This is a genomic window from Streptomyces sp. NPDC001851, from assembly GCF_040297165.1.
GTDB lineage: Bacteria > Actinomycetota > Actinomycetes > Streptomycetales > Streptomycetaceae > Streptomyces.
In genome coordinates, this window is record NZ_JBEOYR010000014.1 from 205,847 (window position 1) to 220,690 (window position 14,844).

At 66.1% G+C, this 14,844-nt stretch carries 9 protein-coding genes; 8 read left to right on the forward strand and 1 reads right to left on the reverse strand.

The features are described 5' to 3' along the window. The first annotated feature begins 417 nt into the window (after positions 1-417). From rplJ to ABT171_RS22395, 4 genes are all read left to right on the forward strand, one after another. Complete coding sequence (rplJ, locus tag ABT171_RS22380; RefSeq protein WP_167991102.1) at positions 418-948, forward strand: 50S ribosomal protein L10; 531 nt, start codon at positions 418-420, stop codon at positions 946-948. Positions 949-1,059: 111 nt separating this feature from the next. Beyond that, complete coding sequence (gene rplL / locus ABT171_RS22385) at positions 1,060-1,449, forward strand: 50S ribosomal protein L7/L12 (RefSeq protein ID WP_351246405.1); 390 nt, start codon at positions 1,060-1,062, stop codon at positions 1,447-1,449. A 591-nt stretch (positions 1,450-2,040) separates the two neighbouring features. Further along, complete coding sequence (gene rpoB / locus ABT171_RS22390) at positions 2,041-5,526, forward strand: DNA-directed RNA polymerase subunit beta (RefSeq protein WP_351246407.1); 3,486 nt, start codon at positions 2,041-2,043, stop codon at positions 5,524-5,526. A gap of 98 nt (positions 5,527-5,624) precedes the next feature. Beyond that, entirely contained in the window at positions 5,625-9,524 is a 3,900-nt protein-coding gene (locus tag ABT171_RS22395; RefSeq protein ID WP_351246409.1) for a DNA-directed RNA polymerase subunit beta', read from the forward strand. Between the two features lie 79 nt (positions 9,525-9,603). On the opposite strand, the gene ABT171_RS22400 is transcribed toward ABT171_RS22395, so the two are convergent. Further along, on the reverse strand, positions 9,604-10,050 hold the full coding sequence (locus ABT171_RS22400; RefSeq protein WP_351246411.1) for a cold-shock protein: 447 nt from the start codon (positions 10,048-10,050) through the stop codon (positions 9,604-9,606). A gap of 313 nt (positions 10,051-10,363) precedes the next feature. Here ABT171_RS22400 and rpsL point away from each other — a divergent pair, with 313 nt between their 5' ends. The 4 genes from rpsL to tuf all read left to right on the forward strand — a co-directional run bounded on the left by rpsL (position 10,364) and on the right by tuf (position 14,723). Beyond that, complete coding sequence (gene rpsL / locus ABT171_RS22405) at positions 10,364-10,735, forward strand: 30S ribosomal protein S12 (RefSeq protein ID WP_003948652.1); 372 nt, start codon at positions 10,364-10,366, stop codon at positions 10,733-10,735. A 2-nt stretch (positions 10,736-10,737) separates the two neighbouring features. Further along, entirely contained in the window at positions 10,738-11,208 is a 471-nt protein-coding gene (rpsG, locus tag ABT171_RS22410) for a 30S ribosomal protein S7 (protein WP_003998848.1), read from the forward strand. Positions 11,209-11,247: 39 nt separating this feature from the next. Next, positions 11,248-13,374, forward strand: coding sequence for an elongation factor G (fusA, locus tag ABT171_RS22415; RefSeq protein ID WP_351246414.1), 2,127 nt, complete (start codon positions 11,248-11,250; stop codon positions 13,372-13,374). Positions 13,375-13,529: 155 nt separating this feature from the next. Continuing rightward, positions 13,530-14,723 carry an elongation factor Tu gene (gene tuf, locus ABT171_RS22420; protein ID WP_351246416.1) on the forward strand — a complete coding sequence of 398 codons (1,194 nt, stop codon included), beginning with the start codon at positions 13,530-13,532 and terminating at the stop codon, positions 14,721-14,723. Positions 14,724-14,844: the final 121 nt, after the last annotated feature.

A 14,844-nucleotide genomic window follows, 5' to 3' on the forward strand; every position in this document is an offset into this window, starting at 1 on the left:
TGCCGTGGCCGGCCCGGACACGACCGCTGGACCTCGTGCGGCGGTCGCCGCTGAAGCCTCATCCCGCCGTCTGAGGCCTCGTGCCGCCGTCGGCCCGCTGAGGGGTCTCGGATGGGGCTCGGCGGGGGCGGTTACGGGGCGATTTGCTCGACGGCGCCCCGGTCCCGTACTCTCTTGCAGAAGCCAAAGACCGCTGGTCGTTGCCGTGCGCTCGAACGAGGGCGCGGTGGCCGAAGGATCCGCTGAAAAGTGGGCGACCCGCGCAGGTGTCAGTGGAAGAACTCCCGGAGTGCGCGCGCCGAGCGCGTGTGCGGCCGGTCGAGTCCGCCCCGTGCGCCTGCGCCGGGGCGTTTCGTTTTCCCCAGTCCTCCTTCGGGTCCGCGCGGTCCGAATCACCCGGAAGGAGGCCGAGGCTCTATGGCGAGGCCCGACAAGGCTGCCGCGGTTGCGGAGCTGACGGACAAGTTCCGCAGCTCCAACGCCGCCGTGCTGACCGAGTACCGCGGTCTCACCGTGGCGCAGCTCAAGACGCTGCGCCGGTCGCTCGGTGAGAACGCCCAGTACGCCGTGGTGAAGAACACGCTGACCAAGATTGCGGCCAACGAGGCCGGGATCACGCTGGACGACCAGCTCTTCGCTGGTCCGACGGCCGTCGCCTTCGTCACCGGTGACCCGGTGGAGTCGGCGAAGGGTCTGCGTGACTTCGCCAAGGAAAACCCGAATCTCGTCATCAAGGGCGGTGTCCTTGACGGCAAGGCGCTGTCCGCCGACGAGATCAAGAAGCTTGCGGACCTCGAGTCCCGCGAGGTTCTGCTCAGCAAGCTGGCCGGTGCCTTCAAGGCGAAGCAGTCCCAGGCTGCCTCCGTCTTCCAGGCGCTGCCGTCGAAGCTCGTCCGCACCGTGGACGCGCTGCGCGCCAAGCAGGCCGAGCAGGGCGGTGCCGAGTAATTCGGCTCGCTTTCTGACCCGCACCACAGGCGTGGGTCGCAGCGGGCCGACGTACGCCCGCCTTATCCAGTACATCCGGCACCTGCCGATTTGAGTGGAAGGACCGCCATCATGGCGAAGCTCACCCAGGACGAGCTGCTTGCCCAGTTCGAGGAGATGACCCTCATCGAGCTCTCCGAGTTCGTGAAGGCCTTCGAGGAGAAGTTCGACGTCACCGCCGCCGCTGCCGCGCCGGTCGTCGTCGCCGGTGGTGCCGCTGGTGGCGCCGCCGCCGAGGCCGAGGAGGAGAAGGACGAGTTCGACGTCATCCTCACCGGCGCCGGCGACAAGAAGATCCAGGTCATCAAGGTCGTGCGTGAGCTGACCTCCCTGGGTCTGAAGGAGGCCAAGGACCTCGTCGACGGCACCCCGAAGCCGGTCCTCGAGAAGGTCAACAAGGAAGCCGCCGACAAGGCCGCCGAGGCCCTCAAGGGCGCCGGCGCCTCCGTCGAGGTCAAGTAAGACCTCTCGGGTCCCCAGGACTCGAACGCGCGCCGAGCGCGGCCCCGTGGCACCCTGAAAAGTGCCCCGCAGGGCTGTAACGCGAACGCACCGAAGAGCGATCATCCATCCGGGTGGTCGCTCTTCGGCGTACCGGGAGGAGCGACCTGGGTTGCCTTGCACTCGCGACGGCGAGGGGTATGGTGATCTTCGTCGTGTCTCCGGCCAGTCTCGTTTGGACTGAGGGGCCTTGACGAACCGCACGCAGCGCGCAATTCTCAGGACGCGTCGTCACAAGGATCCGAATCCGAGGCATGGATCGACGACGAAGAGGGCAGTATCAACGTGCGTTGAGGGCAGGCATGCCGAGGGCGTTGACAAGAGCGGTGAGCACAGCGAGGGTCTCGACAAACCCGCACTGGACATCAGTGTGCCAAGTGGCTACACTGACCCTTTGCGCTGCCTGTTAGCTGTCCCCTGCCCGTCACCAGGGGTCTGCCCTCACCCGAGCATCGATGACAAAAGCTCCCTTGACCTGGGGTTTCTGTCTCTGTGTACGGGGGAGGGGCCGGTACGCGCGTAGTGAGTCCGAGCCCTCGGAAGGACCCCCTCTTGGCCGCCTCGCGCAATGCCTCGACCGCGAATACGAACAACGGCGCCAGCACCGCCCCGCTGCGCATCTCCTTTGCAAAGATCAAGGAGCCTCTTGAGGTTCCGAACCTGCTCGCGCTGCAGACCGAGAGCTTCGACTGGCTGCTCGGCAACACCGCCTGGCAGAGTCGGGTCGAGGAGGCTCTGGAGAACGGTCAGGACGTCCCCACCAAGTCCGGTCTGGAGGAGATCTTCGAGGAGATCTCCCCGATCGAGGACTTCTCCGGGTCGATGTCCCTGACGTTCCGGGACCACCGCTTCGAGCCGCCGAAGAACTCCATCGACGAGTGCAAGGAGCGCGACTTCACGTACGCCGCCCCGCTCTTCGTCACCGCCGAGTTCACCAACAACGAGACCGGTGAGATCAAGTCCCAGACGGTCTTCATGGGCGACTTCCCGCTCATGACGAACAAGGGCACCTTCGTCATCAACGGCACCGAGCGTGTCGTTGTGTCTCAGCTGGTCCGTTCCCCCGGTGTCTACTTCGACTCCAGCATCGACAAGACGTCCGACAAGGACATCTTCTCCGCCAAGATCATCCCGTCCCGGGGTGCCTGGCTGGAGATGGAGATCGACAAGCGCGACATGGTCGGTGTCCGCATCGACCGCAAGCGCAAGCAGTCGGTGACCGTGCTGCTCAAGGCGCTCGGCTGGACGACCGAGCAGATCCTTGAGGAGTTCGGCGAGTACGAGTCCATGCGCGCCACCCTGGAGAAGGACCACACCCAGGGCCAGGACGACGCGCTGCTCGACATCTACCGCAAGCTGCGTCCGGGCGAGCCCCCCACGCGTGAGGCCGCGCAGACGCTGCTGGAGAACCTCTACTTCAACCCCAAGCGCTACGACCTCGCCAAGGTCGGCCGCTACAAGGTGAACAAGAAGCTCGGTGCGGACGAGCCGCTGGACGCCGGTGTGCTCACCACCGACGACATCATCGCCACCATCAAGTACCTGGTGAAGCTGCACGCCGGCGAGACCGAGACGATCGGCGAGTCCGGCCGCTCGATCATGGTCGAGACCGACGACATCGACCACTTCGGCAACCGTCGTATCCGCAGCGTCGGCGAGCTGATCCAGAACCAGGTCCGTACGGGTCTCGCCCGTATGGAGCGTGTCGTGCGCGAGCGCATGACCACGCAGGACGTCGAGGCGATCACGCCGCAGACCCTGATCAACATCCGGCCGGTCGTCGCCTCCATCAAGGAGTTCTTCGGCACCAGCCAGCTGTCCCAGTTCATGGACCAGAACAACCCGCTGTCGGGGCTGACGCACAAGCGTCGTCTGAACGCCCTCGGCCCGGGTGGTCTCTCCCGTGAGCGGGCCGGCTTCGAGGTCCGTGACGTGCACCCCTCGCACTACGGCCGCATGTGCCCGATCGAGACGCCGGAAGGACCGAACATCGGTCTGATCGGCTCGCTCGCCTCCTACGGCCGGGTCAACGCGTTCGGTTTCATCGAGACGCCGTACCGCAAGGTCGTCGACGGCCAGGTCACCGACGAGGTCGACTACCTGACCGCCGACGAGGAGGACCGCTTCGTCATCGCGCAGGCCAACGCCCCGCTGAACGACGAGATGCGGTTCGCCGAGGCCCGCGTGCTGGTCCGCCGCCGTGGCGGCGAGGTCGACTACGTCGGCCCCGAGGACGTGGACTACATGGACGTCTCGCCGCGCCAGATGGTGTCGGTCGCGACCGCCATGATCCCCTTCCTTGAGCACGACGACGCCAACCGTGCCCTCATGGGCGCGAACATGATGCGTCAGGCCGTGCCGCTGATTAAGTCCGAGGCGCCGCTCGTCGGCACCGGCATGGAGTACCGCTCCGCGGTCGACGCCGGCGACGTGGTCAAGGCCGAGAAGGACGGTGTGGTCCAGGAGGTCTCCGCGGACTACATCACCACCGCGAACGACGACGGCACGTACATCACGTACCGCCTGGCCAAGTTCTCCCGGTCCAACCAGGGCACCTCGGTCAACCAGAAGGTCATCGTCAACGAGGGCGACCGCGTCATCACCGGCCAGGTGCTGGCCGACGGCCCGGCCACCCAGAACGGCGAGATGGCCCTCGGCAAGAACCTGCTCGTGGCGTTCATGCCGTGGGAGGGTCACAACTACGAGGACGCGATCATCCTGTCGCAGCGCCTCGTGCAGGACGACGTCCTCTCCTCGATCCACATCGAGGAGCACGAGGTCGACGCCCGTGACACCAAGCTCGGCCCCGAGGAGATCACCCGGGACATCCCGAACGTCTCCGAGGAGGTCCTCGCCGACCTCGACGAGCGCGGCATCATCCGCATCGGTGCCGAGGTCATCGCCGGTGACATCCTCGTCGGCAAGGTCACCCCGAAGGGTGAGACGGAGCTGACCCCGGAGGAGCGCCTGCTGCGCGCGATCTTCGGTGAGAAGGCCCGTGAGGTCCGTGACACCTCGCTGAAGGTGCCGCACGGCGAGACCGGCAAGGTCATCGGTGTGCGCGTCTTCGACCGCGAGGAGGGCGACGAGCTGCCGCCGGGCGTGAACCAGCTGGTCCGCGTCTACGTCGCGCAGAAGCGCAAGATCACCGACGGTGACAAGCTCGCCGGCCGTCACGGCAACAAGGGTGTCATCTCGAAGATCCTGCCGATCGAGGACATGCCGTTCCTTGAGGACGGAACTCCGGTCGACATCATCCTCAACCCGCTGGGTGTGCCGTCCCGAATGAACCCGGGACAGGTCCTGGAGATCCACCTCGGCTGGCTCGCCAGCCGCGGCTGGGACGTCTCCGGCCTCGCGGACGAGTGGGCCCAGCGCCTGCAGGCCATCGGCGCCGACCAGGTCGCCCCGCGCACCAACGTCGCGACCCCGGTCTTCGACGGTGCCCGCGAGGACGAGCTGGCGGGTCTGCTGCAGCACACCATCCCGAACCGCGACGGCGAGCGCATGGTGCTCCCGTCCGGCAAGGCGCGGCTGTTCGACGGCCGTAGCGGTGAGCCGTTCCCGGACCCGATCTCGGTCGGCTACATGTACATCCTGAAGCTGCACCACCTGGTCGACGACAAGCTGCACGCCCGCTCGACCGGTCCGTACTCGATGATCACCCAGCAGCCGCTGGGTGGTAAGGCGCAGTTCGGTGGCCAGCGCTTCGGTGAGATGGAGGTGTGGGCCCTTGAGGCCTACGGCGCCGCGTACGCCCTCCAGGAGCTGCTGACCATCAAGTCCGACGACGTCACCGGCCGCGTGAAGGTCTACGAGGCCATCGTCAAGGGCGAGAACATCCCCGAGCCCGGCATCCCCGAGTCCTTCAAGGTGCTCATCAAGGAGATGCAGTCGCTCTGCCTGAACGTGGAGGTGCTGTCCAGCGACGGTATGTCCATCGAGATGCGCGACACCGACGAGGACGTCTTCCGCGCTGCGGAGGAGCTCGGTATCGACCTGTCCCGGCGCGAGCCGAGCAGCGTCGAAGAGGTCTGACGGGAGTCCGGCGGGGCCCTCACCCTTAAGGGCCCCGCCGACCCCCAGGCCCCCGTTTCAGACCACAGACTTTCGACCCTGAGAGGGATTGACGCATAGTGCTCGACGTCAACTTCTTCGACGAGCTCCGGATCGGCCTGGCCACCGCTGACGACATCCGTCAGTGGAGCCACGGCGAGGTCAAGAAGCCCGAGACCATCAACTACCGCACCCTCAAGCCCGAGAAGGACGGACTCTTCTGCGAGAAGATCTTCGGTCCGACCCGGGACTGGGAGTGCTACTGCGGCAAGTACAAGCGCGTCCGCTTCAAGGGCATCATCTGCGAGCGCTGTGGCGTCGAGGTCACGCGCGCCAAGGTGCGCCGTGAGCGGATGGGCCACATCGAGCTGGCCGCGCCCGTCACGCACATCTGGTACTTCAAGGGTGTCCCGTCACGCCTCGGCTACCTGCTGGACCTGGCGCCGAAGGACCTCGAGAAGGTCATCTACTTCGCCGCGTACATGATCACGTACGTCGACGAGGAGCGCCGTACCCGCGACCTGCCCTCCCTGGAGGCGCATGTCTCGGTCGAGCGCCAGCAGATCGAGAACCGCCGGGACGCCGACCTGGAGGCCCGCGCCAAGAAGCTTGAGACCGACCTGGCCGAGCTGGAGGCCGAGGGCGCCAAGGCCGACGTGCGCCGCAAGGTGCGCGAGGGTGCCGAGCGCGAGATGAAGCAGCTGCGCGACCGCGCGCAGCGCGAGATCGACCGCCTCGACGAGGTGTGGACCCGGTTCAAGAACCTCAAGGTCCAGGACCTTGAGGGCGACGAGCTGCTCTACCGCGAGCTGCGTGACCGCTTCGGCACGTACTTCGACGGCTCGATGGGTGCCGCGGCGCTGCAGAAGCGCCTGGAGTCCTTCGACCTGGAGGAGGAGGCCGAGCGTCTCCGCGAGATCATCCGCACCGGCAAGGGCCAGAAGAAGACCCGTGCCCTCAAGCGGCTGAAGGTCGTCTCCGCGTTCCTGCAGACGTCCAACAGCCCCAAGGGCATGGTCCTGGACTGCGTCCCGGTCATCCCGCCGGACCTGCGTCCGATGGTGCAGCTGGACGGTGGCCGCTTCGCGACCTCCGACCTGAACGACCTGTACCGCCGTGTCATCAACCGCAACAACCGCCTGAAGCGGCTTCTCGACCTCGGTGCGCCCGAGATCATCGTGAACAACGAGAAGCGCATGCTCCAGGAGGCCGTCGACGCGCTCTTCGACAACGGCCGCCGCGGCCGCCCGGTCACGGGCCCCGGCAACCGTCCGCTGAAGTCGCTGTCCGACATGCTCAAGGGCAAGCAGGGCCGCTTCCGTCAGAACCTGCTCGGCAAGCGTGTCGACTACTCGGCGCGTTCCGTCATCGTCGTCGGTCCGCAGCTGAAGCTGCACCAGTGCGGTCTGCCCAAGGCCATGGCGCTGGAGCTCTTCAAGCCGTTCGTGATGAAGCGCCTGGTCGACCTGAACCACGCGCAGAACATCAAGAGCGCCAAGCGCATGGTGGAGCGCGGCCGTACGGTCGTGTACGACGTCCTCGAAGAGGTCATCGCCGAGCACCCGGTGCTGCTGAACCGTGCTCCCACCCTGCACCGCCTCGGCATCCAGGCCTTCGAGCCGCAGCTGGTCGAGGGCAAGGCCATCCAGATCCACCCGCTCGTCTGCACCGCGTTCAACGCGGACTTCGACGGTGACCAGATGGCCGTGCACCTGCCGCTGTCCGCGGAGGCGCAGGCCGAGGCCCGCATCCTGATGCTGTCCTCGAACAACATCCTCAAGCCGGCCGACGGCCGTCCGGTGACGATGCCGACCCAGGACATGGTCCTCGGTCTGTTCTTCCTCACCACCGACGGCGAGATGCGTGACGTCAAGGGCGAGGGCCGCTCGTTCGCGTCCGTGGCCGAGGCGATCATGGCGTTCGACGCCGGCGAGCTCTCGCTGCAGTCGCGCGTGGACATCCGCTTCCCGGTGGGCACCATCCCGCCGCGCGGCTGGACCCCGCCGGCCCGCGAGGAGGGCGAGCCGGAGTGGCAGCAGGGTGACAGCTTCCGGCTGAACACCACGCTGGGCCGCGCGCTCTTCAACGAGCTGCTGCCCGAGGACTACCCGTTCGTCGACTACGAGGTCGGCAAGAAGCAGCTCTCCGAGATCGTCAACGACCTCGCCGAGCGCTACCCGAAGGTCATCGTGGCGGCGACGCTCGACAACCTGAAGGCTTCCGGCTTCTACTGGGCCACCCGTTCCGGTGTCACCGTCGCCATCTCCGACGTCGTCGTTCCCGAGGCGAAGAAGGAGATCGTCCGCGGCTACGAGGCGCAGGACGAGAAGGTCCAGAAGCAGTACGAGCGCGGTCTGATCACCAAGGACGAGCGCACGCAGGAGCTCATCGCGATCTGGACCAAGGCGACCAACGAGGTCGCCGAGGCGATGAACGAGAACTTCCCGAAGACCAACCCGATCTTCATGATGGTGAACTCGGGTGCCCGAGGCAACATGATGCAGATGCGTCAGATTGCCGGTATGCGTGGTCTGGTGTCGAACGCGAAGAACGAGACGATCCCGCGTCCGATCAAGGCGTCGTTCCGTGAGGGTCTGTCCGTGCTGGAGTACTTCATCTCCACGCACGGTGCCCGTAAGGGTCTGGCGGACACCGCTCTGCGTACCGCCGACTCGGGTTACCTCACCCGTCGTCTGGTCGACGTCTCCCAGGACGTCATCATCCGCGAGGAGGACTGCGGCACCGAGCGCGGCCTCAAGCTGCACATCGCGGAGGTCGGCGCGGACGGCGTGCTGCGCAAGGCGGACGACGTCGAGACGTCCGTGTACGCGCGCTGCCTCGCCGAGGACATCGTGGTCGACGGCAAGGTGCTGGCCCCGGCCGGTACCGACCTGGGCGACGTGCTCATCGACGAGCTGGTCAGGAACGGCGTCGCGGAGGTCAAGACCCGTTCGGTCCTGACCTGTGAGTCCGCCGTCGGCACCTGCGCGATGTGCTACGGCCGCTCGCTGGCCACCGGCAAGCTGGTCGACATCGGTGAGGCGGTCGGCATCATCGCCGCCCAGTCCATCGGTGAGCCCGGCACCCAGCTGACGATGCGTACCTTCCACACCGGTGGTGTGGCCGGTGACGACATCACCCAGGGTCTGCCGCGTGTCGTCGAGCTCTTCGAGGCCCGTACCCCGAAGGGTGTCGCCCCGATCTCCGAGGCCTCCGGCCGCGTCCGGATCGAGGAGACCGAGAAGACCAAGAAGATCGTCGTCACCCCGGACGACGGCAGCGACGAGACGGCGTACCCGATCTCGAAGCGTGCCAAGGTCCTGGTCAGCGAGGGCGAGCACGTCGAGGTGGGCCAGCAGCTCACCGTGGGTGCCACCAACCCGCACGACGTGCTGCGCATCCTGGGCCAGCGTGCCGTCCAGGTCCACCTGGTCGGCGAGGTCCAGAAGGTCTACAACTCGCAGGGTGTGTCGATCCACGACAAGCACATCGAGATCATCATCCGGCAGATGCTGCGCCGCGTGACGATCATCGAGTCCGGCGACGCCGAGCTGCTGCCCGGCGAGCTGGTCGAGCGCTCGAAGTTCGAGACCGAGAACCGTCGTGTGGTCCAGGAGGGCGGTCACCCGGCCTCCGGTCGTCCGCAGCTGATGGGTATCACCAAGGCCTCGCTGGCGACGGAATCCTGGCTGTCGGCCGCCTCCTTCCAGGAGACGACCCGAGTCCTGACGGACGCGGCGATCAACGCCAAGTCCGACAGCCTCATCGGCCTCAAGGAGAACGTCATCATCGGTAAGCTCATCCCGGCCGGTACGGGCCTGTCCCGCTACCGCAACATCCGGGTCGAGCCGACCGAGGAGGCCAAGGCCGCGATGTACTCGGCCGTCGGCTACGACGACATCGACTACTCGCCGTTCGGCACCGGCTCCGGCCAGGCCGTTCCGCTGGAGGACTACGACTACGGTCCGTACAACCAGTAAGCGGGCAGCATGAGTTGAAGGGCGGCCACTCCCGGTGGGGGGTGGCCGCCCTTCGGCGTTCGTGCGGGTGGGGAGAGGGTCAGCCCTCGACCCAGCCGTGGCTCTTGCTGAGCTGCACCAGCTGCAGGCGAAGCTGTGTGATCTGTTCCCCGGTCATCCAGGGGGCCGAGGTCAGCAGCAGTTCGGTCACCTCGAAGCTGTACTCCGCGGCGCTCAGCACATCGCACGTGGGGTCTTCACCGTCGTCCAGCTGGGCGGTGATGGCCTGCACGGACGGAGGCACCTGGAGCCGCGCCGGCGGGGGCGTCACGGGCGGCTGCGCCCTGTCGGCGAGCCGGACGGAAGACGCCTTGGGTCCGCGCTCGCCTTCCTCGATCTCGAACTCGACCCACGTCCCGGACCGCAGCGCGGACTCCGGTATCAGCAGATCGTTCGCGTGCAGGAAGACGTCCTCCCCGCCGTGCTCGGGAGCGATGAACCCGTAGCCCCGTACCCCGTCGAACCGAAGAACCTTACCGACAGCCATCTGAACCCCATCACAGCCTTCTCGGGCCCCTTGCCCGGACATCTGCGGTGGATCCTAGCCTGGATGTTCTTGGCGCCCGGCCCATTCATTTTGACCCAGCTGGATGAGGTAGGTACGCTCAGACCTTGTGCCTGGGGTGTGCCCTGGCTCTCGTGCGTGCCTTCAGAACCGCATGGCGAGCCGTGACCGGCCACCGTAATCTGCGCCTTTCCGCCTGGCGGCGAGAGTCTGCGGGATACGACACACCCGACCGCGTGGGTCGGCGAAGTTCCAGGTTAGCTGTACCCATCGGCACACAGAAACCGGAGAAGTAGTGCCTACGATCCAGCAGCTGGTCCGCAAGGGCCGGCAGGACAAGGTCGAGAAGAACAAGACGCCCGCACTTGAGGGTTCGCCCCAGCGTCGTGGCGTCTGCACGCGTGTGTTCACGACCACCCCGAAGAAGCCGAACTCGGCCCTGCGTAAGGTCGCGCGTGTGCGTCTGACCAGCGGGATCGAGGTCACCGCTTACATTCCGGGTGAGGGACACAACCTGCAGGAGCACTCCATCGTGCTCGTGCGCGGCGGCCGTGTGAAGGACCTGCCGGGTGTTCGCTACAAGATCATCCGTGGCTCCCTCGACACCCAGGGTGTCAAGAACCGCAAGCAGGCCCGTTCCCGCTACGGCGCCAAGAAGGAGAAGTAAGAATGCCTCGTAAGGGCCCCGCCCCGAAGCGCCCGGTCATCATCGACCCGGTCTACGGTTCTCCTCTGGTCACGTCGCTCATCAACAAGGTGCTGCTGAACGGCAAGCGCTCCACCGCCGAGCGCATCGTCTACGGCGCCATGGAGGGCCTGCGCGAGAAGACCGGCAACGACCCGGTCATCACGCTCAAGCGCGCTCTTGAGAACATCAAGCCGACCCTTGAGGTCAAGTCCCGCCGTGTCGGTGGCGCCACCTATCAGGTCCCGGTCGAGGTCAAGCCCGGCCGTGCCAACACCCTGGCGCTGCGCTGGCTGGTCGGTTACTCCCGCGCCCGTCGCGAGAAGACCATGACCGAGCGTCTGCTCAACGAGCTTCTCGACGCTTCGAACGGCCTCGGTGCGGCCGTCAAGAAGCGCGAGGACACGCACAAGATGGCCGAGTCCAACAAGGCCTTCGCGCACTACCGCTGGTAGTCGCAGTCCACATCGAGACCGAGAGAAGACTGAAGCCTTATGGCTACCACTTCGCTTGACCTGGCCAAGGTGCGCAACATCGGCATCATGGCCCACATCGACGCGGGCAAGACGACCACCACCGAGCGGATCCTGTTCTACACCGGTGTGTCCTACAAGATCGGTGAGGTCCACGACGGCGCTGCCACCATGGACTGGATGGAGCAGGAGCAGGAGCGTGGCATCACGATCACCTCTGCTGCCACCACCTGTCACTGGCCGCTGGAGAACGTCGACCACACCATCAACATCATCGACACCCCGGGTCACGTCGACTTCACCGTCGAGGTGGAGCGCTCCCTGCGCGTGCTCGACGGTGCCGTGACGGTGTTCGACGGCGTCGCCGGCGTTGAGCCCCAGTCCGAGACGGTGTGGCGTCAGGCGGACCGCTACGGCGTTCCGCGTATCTGCTTCGTCAACAAGCTCGACCGGACCGGTGCCGAGTTCCACCGCTGCGTCGACATGATCGTCGACCGCCTGGGCGCCCAGCCGATCGTCATGCAGCTCCCGATCGGTGCCGAGGCCGACTTCAAGGGCGTCGTGGACCTGGTCCGCATGAAGGCGCTCGTGTGGTCCGCCGAGGCCACCAAGGGCGAGATGTACGACGTCGTCGACATCCCCGACACGCACGCCGAGGCCGCCGAGGAGTGGCGCGGCAAGCTGGTCGAGGCCGTCGCCGAGAACGACGAAGAGATCATGGAGCTGTTCCTGGAGGGCCAGGAGCCCACCGAGGAGCAGCTGTACGCCGCGATCCGTCGTATCACCATCGCGTCCGGCAAGGGCACCGGCACCACCATCACCCCGGTGTTCTGCGGTACCGCGTTCAAGAACAAGGGCGTGCAGCCCCTGCTCGACGCGGTCGTGCGCTACCTGCCGTCCCCCGTTGACATCGAGGCCATCGAGGGCCACGCGGTCAACGACGCGGACGAGGTCATCAAGCGCAAGCCGTCCGACGACGAGCCGCTGTCCGCGCTGGCGTTCAAGATCATGAGCGACCCGCACCTCGGCAAGCTCACCTTCGTCCGGGTCTACTCGGGCCGCCTGGAGTCCGGCACCTCGGTGCTGAACTCGGTCAAGGGCAAGAAGGAGCGCATCGGCAAGATCTACCGCATGCACGCGAACAAGCGTGAGGAGATCGAGTCGGTGGGCGCCGGCGACATCGTCGCCGTCATGGGCCTGAAGCAGACCACCACCGGTGAGACGCTGTCCGACGACAAGAACCCGGTCATCCTGGAGTCCATGGACTTCCCGGCGCCGGTCATCCAGGTCGCCATCGAGCCCAAGTCGAAGGGCGACCAGGAGAAGCTGGGCGTCGCGATCCAGCGCCTGGCCGAGGAGGACCCGTCCTTCCAGGTCCACTCGGACGAGGAGACCGGCCAGACCATCATCGGCGGCATGGGCGAGCTGCACCTCGAGGTGCTGGTCGACCGTATGCGCCGTGAGTTCAAGGTCGAGGCCAACGTCGGCAAGCCGCAGGTGGCCTACCGCGAGACGATCCGCAAGGCCGTCGAGCGCGTCGACTACACCCACAAGAAGCAGACCGGTGGTACCGGTCAGTTCGCGAAGGTGCAGATCGGCATCGAGCCGCTTGAGGGTGGCGACACCTCGTACGAGTTCGTGAACAAGGTGACCGGTGGTCGTATCCCGAAGGAGTACATCCCTTCGGTCGACGCCGGTGCGCAGGAGGCCATGCAGTTCGGCATCCTCGCCGGTTACGAGATGACCGGTGTCCGCGTGATCCTGCACGACGGTGCCTACCACGAGGTCGACTCCTCCGAGCTCGCCTTCAAGATCGCCGGTTCGCAGGCCTTCAAGGAGGCCGCGCGCAAGGCTTCGCCCGTGCTCCTTGAGCCGATGATGGCCGTCGAGGTCACCACGCCCGAGGACTACATGGGTGAGGTCATCGGCGACATCAACTCCCGCCGTGGCCAGATCCAGGCCATGGAGGAGCGGGCTGGTGCCCGCGTCGTGAAGGGCCTCGTGCCCCTGTCGGAGATGTTCGGCTACGTCGGCGACCTCCGCAGCAAGACGTCGGGTCGCGCAAGCTACTCGATGCAGTTCGACTCCTACGCCGAGGTTCCGCGGAACGTCGCCGAGGAGATCATCGCGAAGGCCAAGGGCGAGTAACGCACCGCGTTCACACGCTTTAGGCTTGACTCCGGAGCCTCAAGGGGCATTCAGCCGCAATCCCGGATGAATGCCCCGGGTTCCGGGCTTCCCAGCAAAGATCACCTGGCGCCGATGAAGTAAGGCGTACAGAACCACTCCACAGGAGGACCCCAGTGGCGAAGGCGAAGTTCGAGCGGACTAAGCCGCACGTCAACATCGGCACCATCGGTCACATCGACCACGGTAAGACGACCCTCACGGCCGCCATTACCAAGGTGCTGCACGACGCGTACCCGGACCTGAACGAGGCCACCCCGTTCGACAACATCGACAAGGCGCCCGAGGAGCGTCAGCGCGGTATCACCATCTCCATCGCGCACGTCGAGTACCAGACCGAGGCGCGTCACTACGCCCACGTCGACTGCCCGGGTCACGCGGACTACATCAAGAACATGATCACCGGTGCCGCGCAGATGGACGGCGCGATCCTGGTGGTCGCCGCCACCGACGGCCCGATGCCGCAGACCAAGGAGCACGTGCTCCTGGCCCGCCAGGTCGGCGTTCCGTACATCGTCGTCGCCCTGAACAAGGCCGACATGGTGGACGACGAGGAGATCCTGGAGCTCGTCGAGCTCGAGGTCCGTGAGCTCCTCTCCGAGTACGAGTTCCCCGGCGACGACGTTCCGGTCGTCAAGGTCTCCGCTCTGAAGGCCCTTGAGGGCGAGAAGGAGTGGGTGGACTCCGTCCTCAACCTGATGAACGCCGTCGACGAGGCCATCCCGCAGCCGGAGCGCGACGTCGACAAGCCGTTCCTCATGCCGATCGAGGACGTCTTCACGATCACCGGTCGCGGTACGGTCGTCACCGGCCGTATCGAGCGTGGTGTCCTGAAGGTCAACGAGACCGTCGACATCATCGGCATCAAGACCGAGAAGACCACCACCACGGTCACCGGCATCGAGATGTTCCGCAAGCTGCTCGACGAGGGCCAGGCCGGTGAGAACGTCGGTCTGCTGCTCCGTGGCATCAAGCGCGAGGACGTCGAGCGCGGCCAGGTCATCATCAAGCCGGGCTCGGTCACCCCGCACACCGAGTTCGAGGCCCAGGCCTACATCCTGTCCAAGGACGAGGGTGGCCGCCACACGCCGTTCTTCAACAACTACCGTCCGCAGTTCTACTTCCGTACGACGGACGTGACGGGCGTTGTGACCCTCCCCGAGGGCACCGAGATGGTCATGCCGGGCGACAACACCGAGATGTCCGTCCAGCTGATCCAGCCGGTCGCCATGGAAGAGGGCCTGAAGTTCGCCATCCGCGAGGGTGGCCGCACGGTGGGCGCCGGCCAGGTCACCAAGATCGTCAAGTAAGTTCCGCTTGCTTGAGGGTCACTGCCTGACCTAAGGGGAGGCCCGTACGACTCCGGTCGTACGGGCCTCTCCTGCGTTCGCCGACCTTCGAAAGTATGCGTCGCGTACGACCCGTTCCGCG